Origin of the sequence: Paenibacillus aurantiacus (assembly GCF_042431225.1) — a bacterium.
GTDB lineage: Bacteria > Bacillota > Bacilli > Paenibacillales > Paenibacillaceae > Paenibacillus_Z > Paenibacillus_Z aurantiacus.
In genome coordinates this window covers 459,236-481,463 of sequence record NZ_JBHMDO010000047.1, presented here as the reverse complement: position 1 = coordinate 481,463, position 22,228 = coordinate 459,236, and the positions used below count along the sequence as shown (strand labels likewise).

The 22,228-nt window shown below is 57.6% G+C and carries 22 protein-coding genes; 14 read left to right on the top strand and 8 right to left on the bottom strand.

The window, feature by feature from the left end:
• Nucleotides 1-61 precede the first annotated feature (61 nt).
• Entirely contained in the window at nucleotides 62-424 is a 363-nt protein-coding gene (locus tag ACFFSY_RS30445; protein ID WP_377501329.1) for a hypothetical protein, read from the top strand.
• A 33-nt stretch (nucleotides 425-457) separates the two neighbouring features.
• On the opposite strand, the gene ACFFSY_RS30440 is transcribed toward ACFFSY_RS30445, so the two are convergent.
• From ACFFSY_RS30440 to ACFFSY_RS30430, 3 genes are read right to left on the bottom strand one after another with little or no spacing between them, the layout of a single operon-like run.
• Entirely contained in the window at nucleotides 458-1,195 is a 738-nt protein-coding gene (locus ACFFSY_RS30440; protein WP_377501327.1) for a class I SAM-dependent methyltransferase, read from the bottom strand.
• The gene (locus ACFFSY_RS30435) at nucleotides 1,192-1,335 is read right to left on the bottom strand and encodes a cyclic-phosphate processing receiver domain-containing protein (RefSeq protein ID WP_377501325.1); all 144 of its coding nucleotides are present in this window, start codon (nucleotides 1,333-1,335) and stop codon (nucleotides 1,192-1,194) included. Before ACFFSY_RS30435 ends, ACFFSY_RS30440 begins: the two co-directional genes overlap by 4 nt.
• A gap of 7 nt (nucleotides 1,336-1,342) precedes the next feature.
• On the bottom strand, nucleotides 1,343-2,233 hold the full coding sequence (locus tag ACFFSY_RS30430) for a helix-turn-helix transcriptional regulator (RefSeq protein WP_377501323.1): 891 nt from the start codon (nucleotides 2,231-2,233) through the stop codon (nucleotides 1,343-1,345).
• Between the two features lie 159 nt (nucleotides 2,234-2,392).
• Between ACFFSY_RS30430 and ACFFSY_RS30425 the strand changes: the two genes are divergently transcribed.
• Entirely contained in the window at nucleotides 2,393-3,772 is a 1,380-nt protein-coding gene (locus tag ACFFSY_RS30425) for an MATE family efflux transporter (protein ID WP_377501579.1), read from the top strand.
• 202 nt (nucleotides 3,773-3,974) lie between these two features.
• Nucleotides 3,975-5,159, top strand: a complete 1,185-nt coding sequence (locus tag ACFFSY_RS30420) for a Gfo/Idh/MocA family protein (RefSeq protein WP_377501321.1) — start codon at nucleotides 3,975-3,977, stop codon at nucleotides 5,157-5,159.
• An 11-nt stretch (nucleotides 5,160-5,170) separates the two neighbouring features.
• On the opposite strand, the gene ACFFSY_RS30415 is transcribed toward ACFFSY_RS30420, so the two are convergent.
• The 5 genes from ACFFSY_RS30415 to ACFFSY_RS30395 form a co-directional block, all read right to left on the bottom strand.
• Entirely contained in the window at nucleotides 5,171-5,293 is a 123-nt protein-coding gene (locus ACFFSY_RS30415; RefSeq protein WP_377501319.1) for a hypothetical protein, read from the bottom strand.
• A 161-nt stretch (nucleotides 5,294-5,454) separates the two neighbouring features.
• Entirely contained in the window at nucleotides 5,455-7,578 is a 2,124-nt protein-coding gene (locus ACFFSY_RS30410) for an alpha-amylase family glycosyl hydrolase (RefSeq protein ID WP_377501577.1), read from the bottom strand.
• A gap of 508 nt (nucleotides 7,579-8,086) precedes the next feature.
• Complete coding sequence (locus ACFFSY_RS30405) at nucleotides 8,087-8,281, bottom strand: cysteine-rich CWC family protein (protein WP_377501317.1); 195 nt, start codon at nucleotides 8,279-8,281, stop codon at nucleotides 8,087-8,089.
• 48 nt (nucleotides 8,282-8,329) lie between these two features.
• Nucleotides 8,330-8,611: a hypothetical protein gene (locus tag ACFFSY_RS30400; RefSeq protein WP_377501315.1), complete on the bottom strand. Its 282-nt coding sequence runs from the start codon at nucleotides 8,609-8,611 to the stop codon at nucleotides 8,330-8,332.
• 45 nt (nucleotides 8,612-8,656) lie between these two features.
• A complete protein-coding gene (locus tag ACFFSY_RS30395) occupies nucleotides 8,657-8,950 on the bottom strand; it encodes a DUF3055 domain-containing protein (protein WP_377501313.1) in 294 nt (97 codons plus the stop codon).
• 292 nt (nucleotides 8,951-9,242) lie between these two features.
• On the opposite strand from ACFFSY_RS30395, the gene ACFFSY_RS30390 reads away from it, so the two are divergent.
• From ACFFSY_RS30390 to ACFFSY_RS30340, 11 genes are all read left to right on the top strand, one after another.
• The gene (locus ACFFSY_RS30390) at nucleotides 9,243-10,241 is read left to right on the top strand and encodes an HRDC domain-containing protein (RefSeq protein ID WP_377501311.1); all 999 of its coding nucleotides are present in this window, start codon (nucleotides 9,243-9,245) and stop codon (nucleotides 10,239-10,241) included.
• Nucleotides 10,242-10,495: 254 nt separating this feature from the next.
• Nucleotides 10,496-10,957: a chemotaxis protein CheX gene (locus ACFFSY_RS30385; RefSeq protein WP_377501309.1), complete on the top strand. Its 462-nt coding sequence runs from the start codon at nucleotides 10,496-10,498 to the stop codon at nucleotides 10,955-10,957.
• Between the two features lie 212 nt (nucleotides 10,958-11,169).
• Nucleotides 11,170-11,961 carry an SDR family NAD(P)-dependent oxidoreductase gene (locus ACFFSY_RS30380; protein ID WP_377501307.1) on the top strand — a complete coding sequence of 264 codons (792 nt, stop codon included), beginning with the start codon at nucleotides 11,170-11,172 and terminating at the stop codon, nucleotides 11,959-11,961.
• A gap of 28 nt (nucleotides 11,962-11,989) precedes the next feature.
• On the top strand, nucleotides 11,990-13,522 hold the full coding sequence (locus ACFFSY_RS30375) for a DEAD/DEAH box helicase (RefSeq protein ID WP_377501306.1): 1,533 nt from the start codon (nucleotides 11,990-11,992) through the stop codon (nucleotides 13,520-13,522).
• Between the two features lie 146 nt (nucleotides 13,523-13,668).
• Nucleotides 13,669-14,400, top strand: a complete 732-nt coding sequence (locus ACFFSY_RS30370) for a thioesterase II family protein (protein ID WP_377501304.1) — start codon at nucleotides 13,669-13,671, stop codon at nucleotides 14,398-14,400.
• A 63-nt stretch (nucleotides 14,401-14,463) separates the two neighbouring features.
• Nucleotides 14,464-14,883, top strand: coding sequence for a VOC family protein (locus ACFFSY_RS30365; protein WP_377501302.1), 420 nt, complete (start codon nucleotides 14,464-14,466; stop codon nucleotides 14,881-14,883).
• Nucleotides 14,884-15,128: 245 nt separating this feature from the next.
• The gene (locus tag ACFFSY_RS30360) at nucleotides 15,129-17,054 is read left to right on the top strand and encodes an S-layer homology domain-containing protein (protein WP_377501300.1); all 1,926 of its coding nucleotides are present in this window, start codon (nucleotides 15,129-15,131) and stop codon (nucleotides 17,052-17,054) included.
• A 193-nt stretch (nucleotides 17,055-17,247) separates the two neighbouring features.
• Nucleotides 17,248-18,018, top strand: a complete 771-nt coding sequence (locus ACFFSY_RS30355; RefSeq protein ID WP_377501298.1) for an ABC transporter ATP-binding protein — start codon at nucleotides 17,248-17,250, stop codon at nucleotides 18,016-18,018.
• Nucleotides 17,999-19,249, top strand: coding sequence for an ABC transporter permease (locus ACFFSY_RS30350; protein ID WP_377501296.1), 1,251 nt, complete (start codon nucleotides 17,999-18,001; stop codon nucleotides 19,247-19,249). The genes ACFFSY_RS30355 and ACFFSY_RS30350 overlap by 20 nt, the downstream gene beginning before the upstream one ends.
• 209 nt (nucleotides 19,250-19,458) lie before the next feature.
• Nucleotides 19,459-20,526, top strand: a complete 1,068-nt coding sequence (locus tag ACFFSY_RS30345) for an aminopeptidase (protein WP_377501294.1) — start codon at nucleotides 19,459-19,461, stop codon at nucleotides 20,524-20,526.
• Between the two features lie 159 nt (nucleotides 20,527-20,685).
• Nucleotides 20,686-22,191, top strand: a complete 1,506-nt coding sequence (locus ACFFSY_RS30340; RefSeq protein WP_377501292.1) for an ABC transporter substrate-binding protein — start codon at nucleotides 20,686-20,688, stop codon at nucleotides 22,189-22,191.
• The last annotated feature ends 37 nt before the right edge of the window (nucleotides 22,192-22,228 follow it).

Genomic DNA, 22,228 nt, shown 5'->3' with positions numbered 1-22,228 from the left:
GTTCGCGAATGATATGTTACGTAAATCGTATCGTGAGGATGTAAGAAAGGCGGACATTACTTTGGAGAGGAAGTTCTATCACTACTTAATTGCACAATATTCCATTGTGTTGATGCCTCCAGCGCTAGCAGCAGCATCGTTTGAGGTGAATCCCTATACCTCTAGCTTTTTGGAAGAGTATGTTGGATATTTAGCAGGAATCTCAGGCTTAATACTCCAGCTTATTTTATATCCGTTTTTGCATAATGAATTATGGATTGGTTGTTTCCTTTTGGCAGCTAAGGTTTTTAGCTTATATCCATTCTTCGTTATTATGTACCTCAAAATAAGAAGATACAAATGGCTGCCTATACTGGTGAACGCTGTGCTGAGCATATGGGGAATACTGGTCGGGCTTTTATGGATGACCGCTGCCATGCAGTGAATCTTGTATTGGAATAGAAAAAAATAACCGATTTTACATGTATTCGCCAGGCTTTCTCACCGCAACAAGCAGGAACATCGGCCGACGGAACTCGTCTTTCCACGCGGCCGCAAGCTCCGGCGTAGGCGGCAGCTCGGACAGCTTCGTAATCGCGAAGCCCGCCGCGAGCAGCGCGTTCAGCTGGGTCGATACGGTGCGGTGGTATTTGACGACGTCGTTGTCCAAGAATCGCGCCTGGCGTGCGCCTTCCTCGTGGTAGTCGTCCAGCGGCCAGTGGAGACGCTCGCCATTGGGACCGTAGTGCCAGTCCTGCGCCGCGCGAGCGGTGAAGATGGGATGCTCGACGGAGAAGACGAACGCGCCGCCTGGCGCGAGATAGCGGTAGACGCGGCGGCACAATTCCGCGAAATCCGCGATGTAGTGAAAGGCAAGCGAACTCAGGACGACGTCGAACGCGCCATCCGCGAAGTCAATATCCTCCATCGCAAGCTGCCGGTAGTCGATGGCCGGATCGTCGGTCATCGCCCGAGCGCGCTCCAGCATGTTCGCGGACAGATCGACGCCAACGACAGAGGCGGCGCCATGCTCGCGGGCGTACCGGCAATGCCAGCCGAAGCCGCAGCCCAGGTCCAGCACCCGTTTGCCGCTCAGATCGGGAAGCATCGCGCGAAATTCGTGCCACTCGCCCGCGGCCTCCAAGCCGCCGACCGAACGGGGCATTTGGCTGTAGTTGGCGAAGAAGCCAGCATCGTCATATTTGTTCTGTTTCATAGGGAACCTCCTAGCGATAATAGATTCACTTCGTGCGAATGAAAGAAGCGAACGGCTTCCACCAGGGATCGCGCAGGCACGAACCCAGGCGGACAGTCTCGCAGGTCATCCAAATAGAGGTTTGCAACTTCCTCCCCCATCCTCGTCTCACTCCTTCAAGAATCGCTGGCGGTATTGCCGCGGCGATAACCCCTCATACTTTGTAAAACGCGACGCAAAGTAGGCCGCTTGATGGAAGCCGACCTCCTCGGCGATCCGCGCGATCGTGAAATCCGTCCGAAGCAGCAGCAGCTTCGCTTGCTCGATCCGGTAGCGTAGCAGGTACTCGATCGGCGAGCAGCCGAACTCGGCCTGCATGCAGCGGGCGATGTAGATGGGATGAAAGCGGAGATGCTCGCCAAGCTGCTCGGCCTTGATGTCTTCCTTGTAATGTCGGCGCAAGTACGCGGCAGCCTGCTGCGCGCAAGCGGCGCGCGGAGAACTGGCCTGCTTGCGCAGCGTGCCGGCAAGCTGCTGGAGCACCTGCTGGAATAACGCGTCGATCTGCCAGCGGGTAATGCCCAGATAGGACGTCTCGTTCAGCGCGATAATCCGGTCCAGCAGCGCGTACATGCTCGCCGGCTGAGGCAGCGCGGCGAATTGAGGCAGCTGCAGCCGGTAAGGCGTCGGATCGAAGGAGTGCAGCATGCGCGGCGCGCCTTCCTCCGGCCTAGCGATCTGCGTGTCCGAGCCTTCGCCTTCCTCCGCGCTCCAGTCCCCGGCTGTCTGAAAATGCACCCAATAATGCTCGGTCCGCTCGCGGCAACCTTCGAAGCCGTAGTGGTAAGCGTCCGGCCGCAAGATGAGCGCGCGTCCCGGCGTCAATTCATACTTGCGCTCGTCTTCCCCGACGAACAGGCAGCCTTTGCGGATGATCAACAGATCGAACACGCCGATGCCTTGCCGGCTCAAGTGGCGGTCGCCCTGGGCGAAGTCCGACAGCCCGCCGAGAATGTAGAAGGGAAGCGGCGGCGCGCGAAACGTCAGCACATTGGTCACGCTATCATTTCCACCTCTTTCGCGTTCAGGTTGGAATCGTGAAAGTTCCCGTTCGAATCCTGATACATGAGTCTCAGTATAGCACGTATAATGTGTTCAGAATAGTTCGCTCATGATCAACATCACGGGAGAGACACGAAGAGGTTGGAGGTTGGAATGATGAAGGGGATCGATCGGAAATTTACGCTATGGGCGCTGGCGTGGCCGATTTTCATTGAAGTGTTTTTGCAGACGCTGCTCGGGACGGTGGATACGCTCATGGTCAGCGAGGTATCGGATGACGCGGTTGCGGTCGTCGGTTTCTCGAATCAATTATTTAACGCGCTCATGACGCTGTTCATTACGGTCGCCAGCGGGGCAGGTATCTTAATCGCCCAGCGAATCGGCGCCAAGCGGGAAGAGGATGCCCGTACGATCGCGATCATGTCGGTCACGGTCAGCGGCGCGATCGGCCTTGCCATCAGCGCGATCCTATACCTGTGGCCGCAAGCGATCGCCCGCGTGCTGCAGATGCCGGAGGATCTGATGCCGCTGGCGGATACGTACATCTCGATCGCAGGCGGGGGTATGGTGCTGACGGCAGTCATGGCGGCCTTCAGCACGGCGATTCGCAATACCGGCAATACCAAGGGGCCGATGTATGTCATAATCGGCGTCAACATCGTGCATGTTGTTATGAACTACGGGTTCATCTATGGCGAGCTTGGGTTCCCGCAGTGGGGATTGACCGGCGTTGCGATATCGACGCTGGCCAGCCGCGTTATCGCCTCGGCCGTGCTGCTCGTTATGTTCCTCCATGCGTTCGGCCGCAAAATCACGCTGCCGGAATTCTTGCGCTTCGACCGCAAGCTGTTCGGGGAGGTCATGCGCATCGGCTGGCCGCTCGGCGTGAACATGTCGTGCTGGGTGTTCACGCAGCTGCTCATCTATACGTTCATTGCGATGCTCGGCGCGGCGGAGCTGGCGGCCCGTACGTACATGAATACGCTTGAATCGTTCTGTTTCATGCTCGGTTACTCGTTCGCGCTGGCGCTGCAGATCCAAGTCGCGCATCTATTCGGCGCATCTCGCACGCGAGACGCCTACCAGGCGACGTTCCGCGCGATGTGGATCGGTCTTGCGGTCGTCACGGTCAACGCGCTCGTTATCTATTTGATGGGCGGTTGGCTCCTCGGGCATTTCACCGACGATAACGAGATTATCGCGATCGGCGTCACGCTGCTCGGGATGAACCTGCTGCTGCAGCCGGGCAAAATGATCAACATGGCGCTGGGCAACGCGCTGAACGCCGTCGGCGATACGCGCTTCGTCATGTACATCTCGCTGGGATCCATGTGGGCGATCGCGGCAGGATGCTCGTACCTTACCGGCATCTCGCTTGGCTGGGGACTCGTCGGCATCTACGGCTGCATGATCGCGGACGAATATTTGCGCGGACTGCTCTCGCTGCGACGGTGGCGAAGCCGGACGTGGATGACGCGGAAGTCGCATGTTCCTGCGGATAGCGGAGCGGCGGCTGGCGAGGCCGTGCAGGCCTAGGATATAGGAAGCAGCACCTCTTGCATCGATGCGCCACGTTTAGGTGGGGCGGCATCGGCCGGCAGGAGGTGTTTTTGCTGTTGTCCGGCTCGGGTGCGATTCCACCTTCTCCGAGGTTACCATAGTCGTCCTGATACAAGCCGGCCGATTCCCGGGTAATAGAGAGACACAGGTTGAACCGGAACCCAAAGGAGGCGCGACTATGGAAACGATTAAAATCGGCATTATCGGCGGCGGCTTCATCGGCCCGGCCCATGTCGAGGCGGTGCGGAGGCTGGGGTTCGTCGAAGTGAAGGCGTTCGCGGGGTCAAGCGAAGAACGCGCGGAGCAGCAGGCCGCGGAGCTTGGCATTCCGGATTACTACGGCGACTATCGGGAGCTGCTGCGCGACCCCGAGATCATGGCGGTGCATAACTGTACGCCGAACGATCTGCATTTCGAGATTAATCGGGCGATCATCCTCGCGGGCAAGCATGTCCTGTCGGAGAAGCCGCTGGCGTTGAACAGCCGGCAATCCGGCGAACTGCTGAGGCTCGCGCGATCGAGCGGCGTCGTGCACGGCGTCAATTTCAATTACCGGCAATTCCCGATTTTGCAGCAGCTGTCGGCCATGGTCGAACGAGGCGAGCTCGGCGATCTTCATCTTATTCACGGCAGCTATTTGCAGGACTGGCTGCTTTATGATACCGATTACAGCTGGCGGCTCGATCCGAAGATCGGCGGCGCGACGCGGGCGGTGGCGGATATCGGGTCGCACTGGTGCGACACGGTGCAGTATGTAAGCGGCAAACGGATCAGCGAGGTGTGCGCCGACTTCTCGACCGTCTTCCCGGTTCGCCGCAAGGCGCTGAAGCCGAAGCAGACGTTCGAGACCGCGGCTTCGGAAGCAGTCGGCTCCTCCGAGACGGACGCGTATAAGGATTACGAGGTCGAGACGGAAGATACGGCCTCGGTGCTCATTCGCTTCGAGGACGGGAGCAAGGGCAGCTTTACGGTGTCCCAGGTCAGCGCCGGACGCAAAAACAGGCTCAGCTTCGAGCTGAGCGGCAGCCGGCAGTCGGCCTTTTGGAATCAGGAAGAGCCGCAGAAATTGTGGATCGGCCATCGGGACAAGCCCAACGAGGTGCTGCTGGCGGATCCGTCGCTGTTCGCGGAAGAAGCGCGCGGCTCCATCCATCTCCCCGGCGGACATAACGAGGGATGGCCGGACGCGCTCAAGAACAATATGCTGCAGTTCTATACGTTCATTCGGGAAGGTAACGACCCGGCTGCGGGCGGCATGCCGTTCGCCACGTTCGAGGACGGGCACTGGTCGATGCGGATCGTCGACGCCATATTGACGAGCCATCGGGAGGAAAGATGGGTGAAGTTGTCCGAGCTGGGGTAGGCTGTTTTATTTCATCCCATCTGCCGGTAAGTTTCGCCCAAATGCTCGGCAAAATTGTTCAACGTTGCGTAACCGACGAGTATCAAGAGCAGCATGAGAAGAAGCGCGATCAATGCGCCGGGTTTGGATTTCATGAAAATCCTCCAGTCTATGTTCCCATTTCGTGATGGGGTTAACCATTTCACTTAGAGACGAACGGATGGGACGAAATGTTCCTGATGCGTTACATCAAAAAAAAGAGTCGCCTGCGCGGTTGCGTCAGGCGACTTGTGTCTATGCATGGCTTACATCGCGATTAATTCTGCCAGTCCACCGTTACCGTCGCCGTTCCGCTCGCAGGCGCGGTGAAGGAGTGGTTGGTGCCGCCTTCCCATGTGACGGCCGTGCCGTTCTTCTTCAGGAACTTGAACTGAATCGTCTGGCCGGCCGGCACGCTGACGTCGTAGTACCACTTCGGATACGCGGCCACGACTTGGTTGAACATGGAACCGACCGCGGCAGACGTGTTCCAGTTGCCGAGCTCCGCCACGCTGCCAGCCAAGTAGACGCTCTGGCCAAGCGACGTCGTCGCATTGTTCACGATGAAGCGCACGGTGACCTGTTCGCCGGAGAGGACGTTCACGCCGCCGACCGCGTTGCTGTCTACAGCGCCTGCGGTGCGGACCTTGACCGCGTATTTGCCTGCGGCGACCGTCGGCACGTTCACCGTGATTTGGCTATCTTCCCAACCGGTGATCGCCGCGCCGGTGACGGCCGTCGTACCGAAGTAGACCGTGCCCTTGGTAGAGCCGAAGCCGCGTCCGTCGATCGTGATCGTATTGCCGGCTTTGGCCATCATCGGACCGACATGGCCGACGACCGGAGCCGTATCGGCGGTATTGTACTGCCAGACCGCAACCGCGCCTGCCGCGAGATTGAACGCCGATGCCGCGCCGCCGCTTGCCACGGTAAGGGAATTGCCGTTTAGCGTGCCGCCGAGGACGTCTGCGTACGTTCCAGCCGGCAGGCTCGTCACGAGGCCGCTGACGGACGTCGCCGTCGTCTGGCTGCGATTGACCGCAACCACGGCCACATGCGTGCCGAACTTGCGCTCGTAGATATAGACGTCGTTGTTGATCCAGCGCTGCTGCGTCGAACCGTAAGCGATCGCTGGGTTCGATTTGCGAAGCGGCGCGAGCTTTTTGATGACGTTATACGCGGTGCTCGTCTTCGCGAAGGAGGTCATCTTCGCGCGGTTGTTCGGATCGCCGTTGCCCGTCATGTACTGCTCGGTGCCATAGTAGATGGCCGGCACGCCGCGGGACGTCAGCGTGAAGGCGAGCGCCTGCTCCAGCTTGCGGTTGTTCGCGCCGGACGTCTGGAAGCGGTCCATGTCATGGTTATCGATGAACGTCACTTGGTCGCTCACTTGCACGTAATCGGTGGCGGTGCCGCCGATCATCGCATCCAAGCCGACCATCGTGTCGGTGCCGTCGCGGAACACTTGGCGTACTTTCTGCGCGAAGCGGAAGTCGAGCAGGCTCATGCCGCTGTCGTTGGCGAAGGCATGATTGTTCGGGTCGACCTCGTTCGCGCCGAGGAACCATTCGCCGAAGGTGAATACCGGCTTGTAGTTATAGATGGACGCCATCCAGCTCTTCTGCCAGCCGAAAGGCATATGCTTAACTGCGTCGACGCGGATGCCGTCGATGCCGAGGTCGAGCCACATTTTGATCGCGCTCTTGAAATACGCGTCGATCGTGGCGTTGTTGTGGTTAAAGTCGGCCAAATCGTAGAGGTTCTTGTAAATGCCGTTCTCCAGGGAAGAGAAGTCCGAGCCGCCGTTATGGTGGAACAGCCCTTGGGAATCGCCCGTATAGCCGCCTACGAGCGTGCCGTTATCATACAGCTTCCCGTTCTCGCCGAATGCCGTGTTCGTCTCCATGGCCGGTGAGGTATGGTTAGGCGCGAAGTCGATAATAATCTTGATGCCTTTGGCGTGAGCCGCGGCGACGAGCGTCTGGAAGTCAGCGATGCTGCCGAACGCCGGGTTCGTCTTCTTGAAGTCGCGCGCCCAGTAGCCATGGTAAGCCGTGTTATTTACGCCGGAGTAATTGATGACGGCATAGATGTTCTCAACCGGCTGGGAAATCCACAGCGCCGTGATGCCCATGTCGGTGAAATAGCCATCGTTGATTTTGTTCGTCACGCCCTGCCAGTCGCCGCCGCAGTACAACTTCAAGTTCGAGCAGGAGCTATCGTAAGCGGCGCCGGTCGGATTGTTCGCGGCATTGCCGTCCAGGAACCGGTCGGTCACGATTTGATAGATGACGTCCGTGCTGAAGTTAGCCTTGTTCGAAACAGAGGTGTCGGGCGCCGCGCCGGCCGGTACGGCCCAAGCGGATGCGACGGAGAAGGTGAGCAGCGTCGTGGCTGCCATTTTGGTCAAACGCGTTTTCATAATTAGCCTCCCATGCGGATAAATTACGATAAAACGACTAGCGATGAAACCTACAGACGACGGACAACAGAATAGACAGCACAACTGCAAACGCTTACAAAACAACTGCCATTCGGATGCGGCCGCAAAGACAAGCTGGGCAGACGACAAACAACCCCGGATTCTCGCACAAGGAGATTCCGGGGTTGTTCTCAAATCGGCGGCTGCCGGCATTTGAAAATGCATAGCCCTCAAATTGTGGCCGCACCGGGCGGCTGTTCGGTTAGCGTTCGTTCGATGAATGCTGCGTTCCAATGCTTGAACGCAAACCAATCATCGTCGATGAATGCTGCGTTCCCTTACGATGAACGCAAACCAATCATCTCGATGAATGCTGCGTTCCCTTACCTTGAACGCAAACCAATCATCGGGTTCGGTCTTATTTTAATCACGCCTTCGCGCGTTTGTCAACGAGGCGTTTTAGATTATTTTTCCTCTCGGGCGGCGATTACGGCTTTTGCTCCGTCGTTGTTTTATAATCCGCCAAGCACGCTTTGCATATGCAGCGCTGTCCGCGAAGTTCGGCCGGAACCTGCTCCAGCAGCTCTTCGGGGAAATGCTCGGCAAAACACCAGCAGGACGGATGTTGTTTGTCCGCTTCGTACCCGCAGTCGCTATCGCGGCCGCATATCGGGCAATTCATCGCTTCTCAGCTCCTTGGGAGCCGGCCGCGCTAAAGTCGCATCGTCGCTTAAGGTTCGTCGAGGGCGTCAGGCGTCGTGTCGTTGTAATCCTCGCCCGGATAGCCGCGGTTCAGGCCGTTATGCAGCTCGCGGTTCTCGTAGTCGAACCGGTTGGCTGGGCGCTGATCGACGCGCCAAGGCTTGCTCTTACCCAGCTGCTCCGACGTAATCGAGGAACCATACGGGCCTTCCGGGAACTCTTCGAATGTCAAGTCATTACGCTGGGACTCCACCGTGGATAGATCGGTATACGGCCGGCGGTCTTCGTCCATAAATCGGCTCACGCGCATCACTCCTGTATACGGTAGTGGCATTACCGTTACAGTGTGCCCACCTTAGTCGGTAAAATTCACCGTTCCGACGATCAAATAAAGAAACTGGCTCAGCTCCGCCGCTTCTTCTTCGCTAAGCTTGAAGGTGAATTCCAAATATCCTTCTTCCTCTAGGTCGTCCGGGCCAATAATCGCCGTCTTCCCGCTCTGAAGATCGGTGACGAGCTTCTTCCCGTAGAAGCGGCTGGTCGTCGTCACGGCCAGGTCGAATCGCTTCAGGCTTGGCGTTATAAAGGTCGTGAACCGAGTCGACGTTTCTTCCGTCATGTCGGACATAAAATCATAATCGGGCAGCATGCTAAAGTCCTCCTTCAATATTGGGCCTACCGTTTTTGGTCCTGTATGCCAAGTATCATAGCATCCGTCCATGGAAGCGGCAATAAGTACCGGGACTTAAGGCTGTGTTCCCCTTGTCAATCTTTGTCAGCCTATGCTATGATGATCCCAATCAAACGACTGAACGTGGGGAAGCACCTCTCGATGTCCGGATAACCGGACGCGGGAGGTGCTTTTTGCGTTGTCCGCATAACCGCTCCCCTACGCGCAGAGATTGAGGTTGATATTATTACTTATAGGAGGTTGTCCGAATATGCAAGTTGTTTTTATGAACACGTTCGAGAGATCGCTGGAGCAGTCGCAGCCGATTCAAGCGCAATTGTCGATTTGCGAGCAGCAAGGAAGCTGGTCGGTGATTTGGTCCGGAGAAGAGGGAGCCGAAGAGGACCAATCGGTATGGTTCGAAGGGAATTCGTGGGAAGAGATGCTCGCAGCCTTCCGGCACGGCGTAGCCGTGAAGATGGGCGAAGGTTATGTGCCGGTTATTGACGGCATGCTGGAAGAGCGCAAACCGCTTGCCGCGGCATCCAGCATGTATGCGATGCTGCAATGTTACGGCGAGATCAACGCCAACGCCGCTTTGTTCGACGCGCTCCGGGATTGGCGCCGGGCCAAGGCGGCGTCGGAGAAGAAATCCGCCTATATGGTCGCGAATAACCGTATGCTGCTGATGATCAGCGCCTACGTCCCGAAGCTTCCCGAAGAGTTGACCCAGATCCCGGGTTGGGGCGAATCGAAGCTCACCGCATATGGCGAGGACATCCTGAAGATTACGGCCGCCTTCGAGCAGCCGCTTCCGTTCCCGCTCGACTGGGTGACAGATGAGCTCGATCCGAAGCTGTTCACGCAGTGGATTTATAAGCAGAAGGAGAATAAATATAAAGCTGTCCTCGACCGTCAATCCGAGAAGAAGCGTCTGCTTGCTGCGATTGCGGAAGGCAGATCGATCGTGCAGATGCAGACGGAGCTGGATATGCCAAGACGCGATCTAATGGAGAAGATCGAGCGGCTGGAGGTGGAGGGCTACGATCTCGAGCCGTTCATCGCGCGCGAGCTCGCGGATATGCCAAGTGTCGAGCAGGAGCAGGTGTGGGAAGCGATGACGATCATCGGAGACCGGTATTTGAAGCCCGTGCTGCATCAGGTTTACGGCGAGGAGCTGCCGGCCGGGCAGCCGGTCGACATGCTCTATGACCGGCTCCGTCTCATTCGTCTGCGGTTCCGGAGACACGATAAGGCGGATGCCGTCTAGAGCGAAAGTTAGGCAAGATGTACTAGGTTACGTGCCAAATGAAGGAAACAGCCTTTTCCGAGCGTGTGCGTATAAACAAACCTAAATCCTTTTCCGATATATCCATTATCCCGAACATAGTTCGACAAAATCAGGGTCGTTCCGAGTTTTCTGAAAAAGGTATAGTATACTTGACCTAACTTATCTAGTATAATACGAGTTAGCTAGGTAGATGGGGAACTCGAAACGAGTCGAAAAAGGAGCGTTACCTTGAGATGAAGGCTGAGTATATTAATCCATTCTTGGAGTCTGCTAAAATAGTCATCGAACAGGTGGTTCAAATTCGGCCGGCGACAGGAACACTTGGCGTTAAAGACGTAAAGTTCGTTGAGAACTACATTTGGATTCAAATCGGTCTAAATGGCCAGCTTAACGGTGACATCGTGCTGGGCTTGAGCGAAGAAGTAGCCATTAAGATGGTTTCGGCCATGATGGGCGGATTCGCAATTTCCGAAATGGACGAGATGGGCAAGAGCGCGATTTCCGAGCTGGGCAACATGATCAGCGGAAACGCGAGCACCATGCTGTTCAATCAGGGCGTCCGCGTGGACATTACGCCGCCGAAGGTGCTTCATTCCGCCCAGTCTGCCGGCTTTGAGACGAAGAAAGCTCTGACGATTCCGCTCATTATGGATGGTATCGGCGAAATGGATATTCAAGTTCTTATTGCTTCCTAAAATAAGTACTCCCGCATCACCAGCTCCCGTATGGGAGCTTTTTTTATATAGAAAGTATATATTCACGCTTACTATGTCACCTTTATGAACCGCGCCGCGCCGCTAAAAGGCGGCGACGGCCGTTTCACTTTGTTTGGGGCTACTTTCGCATTGCCTTCTGCTCTGTTAAAGTAGAGCAAGAGCGGCCATAATTGGAAGGAAAGATGGAATGCGTGGTGAAACAACGAAGTCAATTGCAGCACCGGATCGTCGTCATTACGGGCGCCACAAGCGGCATAGGCGCGGTGACGGCTGCCAAGCTGGCCGAGGCGGGCGCGGTGCCGATTATTACCGGCCGAAGCGCGAGCAAGCTTGCGGCGATGCGCGGCAGCGTGCCTGGTCCTTGCGGATTTTACGAGCTTGATGTGACGGACGCTGCCGACGTGCAGCGGGTCATCGACCAGATCGCGACGGATTTCGGACGGATTGACGTGCTGGTCAATAATGCGGGCTTTGGACTATTCGAACGATTCGAAGACGCGCCGCTTGAACATTTCGCCAAGATGATGGATACGAACTATATGGGCACTGTGCGCTGCGCGAAAGCGGTGCTTCCTTATATGAAGCGTCAAGGTGACGGGCATATCGTCAATATCGCCTCGATGGCAGGCAAGTTGAGCACGGCCAAGGCATCGGGCTACGCGGCGACCAAACACGCGGTGCTCGGGTTAACGAACGCGCTGCGCGCCGAGCTGGCACCCGAAGGGATCGCGGTATCGGCTGTTAACCCCGGACCGATCGACACGCCGTTCCTCGCGACAGCCGACCCAGGCGGCGGTTACGCGGCGAGCGTCAAAGGATATTTGCTCAAACCTTCACAAGTGGCAGATGCGATCGTGCGGGTGATCGCGAAACGGACGCCGGAAGTGGATCTCCCGCTGTCTGCAGGGATCGGCATCCGTCTTTATGGACTAGCCCCCCGGTTCGCTGATAGAACCTTCGGCAATTTATTGAACCGCAAATAGAGCGTAAGCTAAAGGAGCAAGACGGGAAATGAATGTAATATGGGAAACAATGGGCATCAAGGCCGAATTGGCTGCCAAGTTGAGAGATAACGGTATTGATCAGCCGACGCCGGTGCAATCGGCGGCAATCCCCGAGCTGTTAGCCGGCAAGGACGTAACGGCGCGGTCGCAGACGGGAACGGGCAAGACGCTGGCGTTTATTCTGCCGGCGCTCCAGCGCATCGAAGCAGATAGCGATGCGCTGCAGGCGATGGTGCTGGCGCCGACGCAGGAGCTGGCGATGCAGATATTCCGGGTCGCCGAGCTGTACGGCGAAGAATTGTCCATTCGCGTCCAGCAGCTGATCGGCGGCGCCTCGATGCAGCGGCAGGTGGAGAAATTAAGACAGAAGCCGCATCTGGTCGTCGGAACGCCGGGCCGCATTCATGAGCTCGTGCAGGCGGGCAAGCTGAAACTGCATCAAATCAAGCTGCTAGTCATCGACGAAGCGGACCAAGTGTTCGACCTCGGATCGACGAAGGAAGTGGATACGCTGCTGACCCGGATGGATCGGGGGCGGCAGCTTGCCTTCTTCTCCGCCACACGTCCGCAGACGATGGAAGCGTTCGAGCAGAAGTGGATGAACGAGCCGAAGACGATCGATGTCACGACCGATCAGAAGCTGCCGAATCAGGTAGAGCATTATTACTTGGTGTGCGACAAACGCGACAAGGTCGATACGGCCAGACGACTTATCCGCATGTTGAACCCTCGTTCGGCGCTTCTATTTATTAACGACACCGACGAAATCGCCAATTACGAGGCTAAATTTAGTTATGAGGGATTTGCCGTTGAAACGCTGTACGGTGATGCGGATAAGCAGCGCCGCGCCGCGACGCTCAGCCGGTTCCGCGACGGTCGCTGCCAGATTCTCATCGCTACGGATGTGGCGGCCCGCGGACTCGATATTGCGGGACTGCCGCTCGTCGTTCAGCTCGACCCGGCTACCGACGCCGAACATTACGTGCACCGTTCCGGCCGGACTGGCCGGATGGGGCGCGAGGGCACGGTCGTCACGATCATTACGCCCCAGCAGCGCTTCATTATGAGCAAATTCGCCAAGCAGCTGGGAATCGTGCTGCAGGAGAAGCAGATGTATCGCGGACGGCTGTGGGATGCCGATGAACAGCCATCTTACCAAAGCGGCCCGCAGCGAGAGGGGAGAGGGCGCGAGGGCGCCTGGCGCTCTGAAACTGGCGCAAGCCGCGCGACTAGCGGCAAGCAAGCCGGATTCGGACAGCAGCGTTCGGCTTCCGGCTTCGGACGGGAGGCGCACGGATCCGGCTCGCAGCCTCGGGTCGAACGCAGCGCCAACCACGACCGTACCGGCAATGCCGAGCGTGCGGAAGCTGTCCAGTACACGCGCAACGAAGAGGGAATCGTTCGCAAGAAGAGCGGACCTGCGACGACCTCGGCCAAATCCTTGCCGTCGTCCAAGCCGGCTCAGAAAGCAGCCCGCGAGCGCGACCGCAAAGATAAAGGCGCGCCGAAGTGGCTGAAGGCGAAACGAGACTCGCAATAGAGCAAGACAACCGGGAGCGAACTTTGGCCGGGGATGCTTCTGCGTCGCATGGATCATAGGCTCAGCCAAGGCAGACAGCCCGGTCTACATCGAGAGCATGAGAGCAGGATCGAATTTATTGGCGTTTCGGGAGGAGAAACGGATACATGCAGCCCTATTATTTGTTTTGCCTTCCCCATGCCGGCGGATCGGCGATGATCTATGCGCGTTGGCTGGAGACCGTGGATCCGGCGATCAAATTGGTGCCGCTCGAGCTTCCGGGAAGAGGCACGCGGTTCAAGGAGCGGCCTTACGAATCGATCGGCCCGCTAGTGGAGGAGCTGCGTCGTAAGGTGAGCCAGCAGAACGCGGGTGGTGCCGACTATGCTTTGTTCGGCCATAGCATGGGAGCGCTTCTGGCGTACGAGCTGACGCGCCGCATCGCGGAGTGCGGAGAGCGCATGCCGCGCCATTTGATCGTCTCCGGCTTGAAGGCGCCGCAGCTGATCAACCGGGCATGGGAACCGCTGAGCCATCTGCCGGATCATCAATTGAAGGCGCGATTAATCGAGATGGGCGGTACGCCGCAAGAGGTGCTGGACCACGAGGAGCTCATGCAGCTGTTTTTGCCCATTATCCGCGCCGACTTCCGGCTGCTGGACGAATATGTGCATGAATCGAAGGAGAAGCTCGAAGTGCCGATGACCGTGCTAACGGGGGACCAAGACCGGATGACGGAGGACGAAATGCTCGATTGGCGAGAACTAACGAACGGTCATTGTGAGCTGCATACGTTCCCAGGCGGGCACTTCTATATCGCGGATCATCCCTGGGGAGTCTCGGATCGCATCAGCGAAGCGCTGCTGAGCGGATACATGCGGCAGTGGATGTGGCGTTGATCGGCATAATGAGAGCTGCCGCCATGGCGACCGGGTGATGATGCATCATAAGGAGGAATGGCGATGAAGCCGCGCATTACGGTGATCACGCTTGGCGTGGATAACCTGGAGAGATCGCTCGCGTTCTACCGGGACGGGCTGGGATTGGCGACCGAAGGCATTATCGGTCAGGAATTCGAGCATGGGGCGGTCGTCTTTATCGATCTGTTGGGCGGATTGAAGCTCGCGCTGTGGGAGCGGCGGAACATCGCCCATGACGCGAAGGTCGCCTTAGCGCCTCCTAGTCCGACGGAGATGACGATCGGCCACAACGTCGGCAGCAAGGCGGAGGTCGACGAGGTGATGGCGCAAGCCGTCGGAGCCGGCGCGGTCATCGCGGTATCGCCGCACGATACGTTCTGGGGCGGGTACTCGGGATACTTTCAAGATCCGGACGGGCATCTGTGGGAAGTCGTATGGAACCCGCAATGGGAGCTGGAATAGGCAGCATAAAGAAGACAGCCGGCTGTCTTCTTGCATTCGTGTGATCAGCCTGTGGTCCATTACCCTACCATAATATGGTTGGTATTGGGTGCATAAAGTGCAATCTGCGCAAAAGGCCCCTGTCTGCGAAATCATTTTTAAAAGTTTTTTCGCGCCACCCCCACAAACCGAAAGAGCCCGGACGAATAGTATGGGCGAAAGCAAATCGCGGCACGGACCGCAGCTAAATGGGAGAGTGGCAGTTGATGAACAAAGCAATGTTGAAAAAGACGGCAGTGGCATCGATGGCGGTACTGACGCTGGCAGGCGGCGCGACGAGCGCGTTCGCAGACGGCAAGGGTAAAGGCAATGATCATCATAAGGGCAACGATGACCGCAAATCCGGCTACAGCCAAAAGAAAGACAAAAACGAGTACAACATTAACGTCAATTTCAAAGACGAAGAGGAATTGAAATGGGCGCTTGAATATATCGTTCGCTTGGCATCGAAAGGCGTCTTCACCGGTTACGAGGACGGCACGTTCAAGCCGAACAAAGTGATCACGCGCATCGAGGCGATCACGGCGGCCGTTCGTCTGATGGGGCTGAAGGAGCAAGCGGAATCCGCCGAAGAGATGGCGACCTCCCTGAATTTCAAAGACGCTTCCGAGCTGAAGAAGAAATATCCGTGGGCAGTCGGCTATGTGGCAGTCGCGCTCGAGAAAGATTTGTTCTCCGAGACGGATACGAGCATCCAAGCCGACAAGCCGGCAACCCGCCTGTTCGCGGCGACGCTGCTCATCAAGGCACTCGGTCTCGAGGCCGAAGCTAAAGCGAAAGTCAACACGTCGCTGAACTTCCGCGACGCAAAGAACATCCCGGCGGCATCTGTCGGCTATGTGGCGCTTGCGGTTGAGAAGGGGCTTATCACGGGCTACAACGATAATACGTTCCGTCCGAACCAGCCGGTTACCCGCGCGGAGCTTGCGGCGCTGCTTGATCGCACCGACGAGCAAATGCCGAATGACGACCAAGACGCGCAGGCGATCAGCGGCAAGCTGAAGGCGGCTGCAGCGGACGGCAAAATCACGATTGTCAAGTCGGATAACTCCGAGACGACGGTTCCGCTGGCATCCAACGTTTTCATTTTCCGCAATAATGTCAAAGCAAACGTCGCATCGCTTGCGGCAGGCGACGAGATCGTTGTTCGCACGTACGGCGGCAGCGCGGTATTCATCGAAGTAACGAAAGCAGCCGAAAGCACGGTTACCGACGCTTCCTACGCGGGTAAGCTGAAAGCCGTCGTATCGGGCAAATCGATCACACTCGTGAAAGCCGACAATTCGGAGGTAGCTATTCCGCTTTCCCCGAACGCTTTCATCTTCCGCAATAACGTGAAGGTGGCGGCATCCGCGCTGGTGGAAGGCGACGAAATCGTCGTTCAGGTATCGGGCGGTCAAGCCGTATTCATCGAGGTCACGAAGACAGCGGTGCAGCAGCCAGCCGACAAATCGTACAACGGAACGCTGAAAGCGGCGGTATCGGGCGACTCCCTGACGCTCGTGAAGGCGGATAAATCCGAAATCGCGATCCAGCTCGACGCCAATACGTACATTTTCCGCAACAACGCGAAGGTGGCGGCATCCGCGCTCGTGGCTGGCGATCAAATCACGGTCAGCGTAGCGAATGGCAAAGCGGTATTCATCGAAGTCACGAAGACGTTCGAGCAGCAGCCTGTCGAAGCGACGTACACAGGCAAACTGAAGGCGGCGGTTTCGAATAACTCGATTACCGTCATTAAGGCGGACAACACGGAAGTGGCGATTCCGCTCTCCTCGAACGTGTACATCTTCCGCAATGACGTGAAGGTAGCGGCATCTGCGCTCGTAGCCGGCGATGAGCTGCTCGTTCGCACGTACCAAGGCAAAGCCGTCTTCGTCGAGGTGACGAAGAATTATGCGCCGCAAGTCGTGACGCAAACGGGCAAGCTGAACAGCGTAAGCCTTGGTGCAGACGGCAAAATCAAAACGATCTCCATCACGCAGGATGTTGCTGGCGGCACGCAAGCGCTCCTGCTGAATGTCGCGTCGAACGTGACGATCGTCGGCGACTCGTCCAAGCTCGTGGCAGGCGCTACGGTTGAGCTGAAAGTAACGGACAGCGCGGTAACGTCCATTGAAGTGAAGGCCTAATCGTTTTATCATCCGAGCTATGACCCGAACCCCCGTCTACCGGCGGCGCTCCCCAGCGCATGTCCGGCGGACGGGGGTTTGGCGTTGAATGGCAAGAAAATAAGCGAAGGGTATCGTGTCGTCAAGTACGACGTTAGCCATTTCGCCTTACTCGCTTAATTTCGGTATAATGGTGGACAGTGAGGTGAGCTGGATGAATCCGGTATTGGAAGTCCGCCAGTTGACTGGCGGTTATAGTCCGCGCAAGCCCGTGCTGCACGATCTGTCGTTCCGGGTGGACCCTGGCGAGATGATTGGCCTGATCGGCTTGAACGGCGCAGGCAAAAGCACGGCGATCAAACATATTCTCGGTCTGATGCACCCCCACAAAGGCGACGTCCGCATTCAAGGACAGACGCTCGCGGACAATCCGGAGCAGTATCGCTCGGCGCTCGCCTACGTGCCGGAGACGCCGCTCCTGTTCGACGAACTGACCGTTGAGGAGCATCTTCGGCTGACAGGCATGGCCTATGGCGTGGAGGAGCGGGATTACGAGACGCTGTCCGCCTCGCTGCTCGGCGAATTCCACATGAAGCCGAAGACGAAGTCCTTCGCGGCCCATCTCTCGAAGGGGATGCGGCAGAAGGTGATGATCATGAACGCCCTGCTCGCTCGGCCGCCGCTGTACATTATCGACGAGCCGTTCCTGGGACTGGATCCGCTGGGCATCCGGTCGCTGCTGGATAAGTTGGTCGAGGTGAAGCAGGAAGGCGCGGCGATCTTCATGAGCTCGCATATTCTGTCGACCGTCGAGTCGTATTGCGACCGTTTCATCGTGCTGCATCACGGGCGGATGATCGCTTACGGCACGTTATCGGACGTGTGCGAGGCGGCCGGGATGCGAAGCGACGAGCGGTCGCTGGAGGAAGCGTTCTACCGGCTGACGATGGCGCCAGGAGGCCCGGATGGAACGAATAACGATTGAAGCTATATGGGCCAAGCGGTCGTCGTCGTTCTGGAAAGGCTCCATGCCGTATCTTGTCGATATGGCCAGAAGCGGCGTGCCGTTCGTCACGGCCATGGTGCTGCTGACGGCGCTGGCGTCCTATACGTCGCTGCTGCGGGCGATGCCGCCCGATTTTCCGTTCACGTTGGTCGGTATGGCCGCGCTCACGCCTGTTATCGCGTATAGTCCGCTGCGGACTTGGCTGCGAGAGGCGGATATCGTATTCCTGCTGCCTCGCGAGGGCGAGATGCACCGCTACATAAGACGTTCATTCCGGTACAACGGCATACCGAGTCTGATTGCCGTACTAATCGTTTGTCTCATCTACCTGCCAATCTATACGCGCGGGCCGGGGGAGACCGCATCGCTTGCGCTGGTCGTCGCCGTGTTGGCAATGAAGGGCTTGAGCATCGCGGCTGCGTGGCAGGAGCGCAGACTGGTGTGGCGGAACGGCAGAAGGTGGATGCGAGTCGCCAGGTGGATCGTAACGGCTGTATGCACCGCGGCTTTCGTGCAGAGCAGTCTCTGGATCGCGTGCAGCATGGCGGGGGCGTCGATCGTGTTGCTCGCGCTGCTGTACCGGAGCCTACCGAAGCACCGTCTGCCATGGCAGACGCTGATCGCCGAGGAGAAGCGGACGCAGCGCCGGTACACCGTCTTCTTCGGCGCGTTCGCCGACGTACCGGCGGAGACGGCGCAAGTGGCGCGCCGCGGATACTTGAGCTGGCTCGCGAGCCGAATCCGGTATTCGAACGCGCAAGCTTTTACCTATCTCTACGCGCATACGCTCATGCGGACGGAGCTTGGCGGCATCGCGATCCGGCTGACGCTGCTCGGCATGCTCTCCGGCATGCTCGCGGCGGACGCCGGTTTGTGGAACGGTTGGGGGGCGGCTGGCGTCTACGTGCTGTTCGTCTGGCTTGTCGGCCTGCAGTTGTCGGCGCTCACGCAGTCGCACCGGCATTCCGTCTGGCGCCATGTTTATCCGCTGCCGGAGACGCAGCGGGTTTCGGCCGTCGTTCGAGTCGACCGGTTCGCGTTCCTGATCGCCGCCGCGCTGCTGTTTGTGCCGCATGCGATCTTGCTGCCGACGCTAGGTCAGACGGTGCAAGCGCTGTTGGCGCTGGCCGTAGGACTTGCCTTTATCCTGCTGCTACGGCCAGCTAGAATTAGACGCAAAATGAAAACCGATTGGGAAGAAGAAGACTAAATAAGTCGATCTAATGACCTGACAAATGAACCGCTTCGCTAGAGTGATGATCTTCCGATCGCTGTTGTTCATGGATATCTTGATCTTATTAGTCTAATGTTGATATCCACTCACAAAGGCGACCGTTGCACTTCTCCAGATTCATCTCTCTTTCTTCGCTCTTTTGTCTAGTCTAATGTCAACTTATTTATATAAGGGGAGGAAAGAAAATGGCGGATCCACGTGTAGGCGAACTGGCGAAAGTGCTGGTTGGCCATTCGATTAAAGTCAAACCGGGCGAACGCGTCCTTATCATCGGGGAAGCAGAGACGGCGCCGCTCATTCGGGCCGTGTACAAGGAGGTCCTGCGAGCGGGCGGGCATCCGGTCACCCAGGTGACGCTGCCGGAGATCGAGCGCATCTTCATCCAGGAGGGCACCGATGAACAGCTGGACGACATTCAGGTCATGAAATGGCTGTACGAGCAATCGGACGCGGTCATTCGCATACTGGGCGAAGCGAACAACAAGGAGCTGACGAACGTCGATCCGCTGCGCATTCAACGCCGGCGGAAGGCGACCGCGGAGCTGTCCCAGTACTTGATGAAGGGCGGCGCCCGGTGGGTGCTCACGATGTTCCCGACGCAAGCGCAGGCGATGGACGCGGGCATGTCGCTGGAAGAATACGAGGACTTCGTCTACAGCGCGGTGAACGTGGATTACGAGGCGATGCTCCAATCGATGCTGGCCGCTTCCGAGAAGTTCAACGCGGCTTCCAAGGTGCGTATCGTCGCAAAGGAGACGGACCTGACGGTCGACATCGAAGGGCGTAAGGCCGTCATGTGCGCGGGCTACCGCAACGTGCCGGACGGCGAGTTCTATTTCTCGCCGAACCATCTACTGACCGAAGGCCATATCTATTACGAATGGCCGACGATCTTCAACGGTCAGGAGATTGCCGGCATCCGGCTGCGCTTCGAGCAGGGGCGCGTCGTTGAGTGCTCCGCCGAGAAAGGCGAGGCAGCGCTGATCGCCGCGCTGGACACCGACGCTGGCGCGCGGTTCCTTGGCGAGCTCGGCATCGGCTGCAACTTCGGCATCGAGCGGCCGACGAAGGAAATTTTGTTCGACGAGAAGATCGGCGGGTCGGTCCATCTGGCGCTCGGCCGGGCGTACGAAGCGGGCGGACCGGGCAATGAATCGCTCATTCATTGGGATATGATCCGAAGCTTGAAGGACGGCGGCGAGATCTATCTCGACGGCGAATTGGTGCAGAAGGATGGCAAATGGCTGTTCTAACCGGCTGAACATGAGGCTCTCCATCGCGGAATGCGGTTCCGGATGGAGAGCCTTTTTGACGTGCGCGAGTCAAGGCGGTATCTATGCAACTCTATCAAAATTTGACAAATAGAACGAGGATGGTAAAATCTAGGGGATTAAATTAATAGGAGGTAACGAATGAAAGCTTTGAAATGGTCCTTGCCGTCAGTCTTGTCGTTGTCGCTGCTCGTTACGGGCTGCGCGGGCGGGAATGACTCCGCCTTCTCGATGGACGAGGAGGAAGCCGGGACGCTGAAGGTGATGGCGCATGACGAATCGTGGTTTTTCCAGCAATACGGCAATTTGTTCAACACGAAGTTCCCGAACGTCGAGATTGAAGTGTTAAGCATGCGTTCGCTCTACGGCGAGGGCGTGACGGATTACGAGAAGGCGTTCGCGGATTTCATCGAGAAAGAGCAGCCCGACGTCCTCATGCTCAGCATGGATCAATACGTGAAGTTCGCCGAAGAGAACAAGCTGACCGAGCTGGATGCGATGCTGGAGGAAGAAGACTTCAAGAGCGCCGATCTGCTGCCTGCCGCTGTAGAGCGGATGAAGGAGAAAGGCGGCGGCAAGCTGTATGGCCTGTCTCCATTCTTCTACAGCCAGGCGCTATTCTACAATAAGGACTTATTCGATAAGTACGGCGTGCCGCTGCCAGACAAGAGTTTGAGCTGGCAGGAGGTATTCGAGCTGGCGAAACGGTTCCCGACGGGCGGCGACAAGAAGGAGCGGGTGTACGGGTTCTCATATGGGTATGGGAATTTGACGAACATGGGCATGATGATCGGCAATACGGAGGGACTCCGTTACATCGATCCCGCCGCGACGAAAATCTCGATTCACACGGACGGCTGGAAACGCGTGTACGAGATGACCTTATCCGCGGTCAAATCCGGCGCGCTGTATTCGCCCGAATTGGAAGGCAACACGTCGGGGGACGGCAGTTATTCGAATTACATGGAACGGGACAAGTTCCTGTCCGGCAAAGCCGCGATGACGATGAACGGCTCCTATTACATGGACGAGCTCAGCCGCGCAGGCGATTACAATAAGGACTATAAGCCGTTCACATGGGGGCTGCTGACGGAGCCGGTCGATCCGGCCAATCCAGGCACGGGCACGACGCTCGATCTGTCGGAAATCTATGCGGTGAACGCCAAGGCGGCGAATCCGAAGGCGGCCTGGCAGCTCGTCAAATATATTAACGGCGACCAGGCGGCGAAGCTGCTCTCGCGGACGCAGAGCGGCAGCTTGCTGACACGCACGCAGTATAACAAGAACAAGGTGAAGGGCGACGTAAATCTGGAGCCGTTCTACGCGCTGAAGCCTCGGGAATCGAACGATTATAACACCAACATTCCGGGAGAGTTCTATACACCGTTCTTCGACAATGCGGAGAAGGAGCTGAAGGCGGTACAAGCGGGCAGCCAAACCTTGGACGAGGCGCTGCAGGCAATCGAATTGAGCGGGCAGCAGGCGCTGGATAAGGCGCGCAAAGCCCAAGAAGCCGAGAAAGCGAAGAAAGCGGCCGAATCGGGCGGGGATAACGCGACGTCTACGGACGGGAACGCAGGCAGCATTCAGGATGAGGCCGCGACGGACAGTGCCTCTACGGAGGCTGTGACCGAGACCGCGTCCTAACGGCTATGGTAACTTCATAACAAGATAAAGCCGCTGT

Excerpts from the sequence above, each read along its gene's own strand:
- ACFFSY_RS30440 (WP_377501327.1), bottom strand. The coding sequence starts at position 1,195 with ATGAAACAGAACAAATATGACGATGCTGGCTTCTTCGCCAACTACAGC.
- ACFFSY_RS30410 (WP_377501577.1), bottom strand. The coding sequence starts at position 7,578 with ATGGCAGCCACGACGCTGCTCACCTTCTCCGTCGCATCCGCTTGGGCC.
- ACFFSY_RS30400 (WP_377501315.1), bottom strand. The coding sequence starts at position 8,611 with ATGCGCGTGAGCCGATTTATGGACGAAGACCGCCGGCCGTATACCGAT.
- ACFFSY_RS30365 (WP_377501302.1), top strand. The coding sequence starts at position 14,464 with ATGAAGCCGCGCATTACGGTGATCACGCTTGGCGTGGATAACCTGGAG.
- ACFFSY_RS30420 (WP_377501321.1), top strand. The coding sequence starts at position 3,975 with ATGGAAACGATTAAAATCGGCATTATCGGCGGCGGCTTCATCGGCCCG.
- ACFFSY_RS30355 (WP_377501298.1), top strand. The coding sequence starts at position 17,248 with ATGAATCCGGTATTGGAAGTCCGCCAGTTGACTGGCGGTTATAGTCCG.
- ACFFSY_RS30405 (WP_377501317.1), bottom strand. The coding sequence starts at position 8,281 with ATGAATTGCCCGATATGCGGCCGCGATAGCGACTGCGGGTACGAAGCG.
- ACFFSY_RS30435 (WP_377501325.1), bottom strand. The coding sequence starts at position 1,335 with ATGGGGGAGGAAGTTGCAAACCTCTATTTGGATGACCTGCGAGACTGT.
- ACFFSY_RS30350 (WP_377501296.1), top strand. The coding sequence starts at position 17,999 with ATGGAACGAATAACGATTGAAGCTATATGGGCCAAGCGGTCGTCGTCG.
- ACFFSY_RS30415 (WP_377501319.1), bottom strand. The coding sequence starts at position 5,293 with ATGAAATCCAAACCCGGCGCATTGATCGCGCTTCTTCTCATGCTGCTC.
- ACFFSY_RS30370 (WP_377501304.1), top strand. The coding sequence starts at position 13,669 with ATGCAGCCCTATTATTTGTTTTGCCTTCCCCATGCCGGCGGATCGGCG.
- ACFFSY_RS30375 (WP_377501306.1), top strand. The coding sequence starts at position 11,990 with ATGAATGTAATATGGGAAACAATGGGCATCAAGGCCGAATTGGCTGCC.
- ACFFSY_RS30340 (WP_377501292.1), top strand. The coding sequence starts at position 20,686 with ATGAAAGCTTTGAAATGGTCCTTGCCGTCAGTCTTGTCGTTGTCGCTG.
- ACFFSY_RS30360 (WP_377501300.1), top strand. The coding sequence starts at position 15,129 with ATGAACAAAGCAATGTTGAAAAAGACGGCAGTGGCATCGATGGCGGTA.
- ACFFSY_RS30425 (WP_377501579.1), top strand. The coding sequence starts at position 2,393 with ATGAAGGGGATCGATCGGAAATTTACGCTATGGGCGCTGGCGTGGCCG.
- ACFFSY_RS30395 (WP_377501313.1), bottom strand. The coding sequence starts at position 8,950 with ATGCTGCCCGATTATGATTTTATGTCCGACATGACGGAAGAAACGTCG.
- ACFFSY_RS30385 (WP_377501309.1), top strand. The coding sequence starts at position 10,496 with ATGAAGGCTGAGTATATTAATCCATTCTTGGAGTCTGCTAAAATAGTC.
- ACFFSY_RS30390 (WP_377501311.1), top strand. The coding sequence starts at position 9,243 with ATGCAAGTTGTTTTTATGAACACGTTCGAGAGATCGCTGGAGCAGTCG.
- ACFFSY_RS30345 (WP_377501294.1), top strand. The coding sequence starts at position 19,459 with ATGGCGGATCCACGTGTAGGCGAACTGGCGAAAGTGCTGGTTGGCCAT.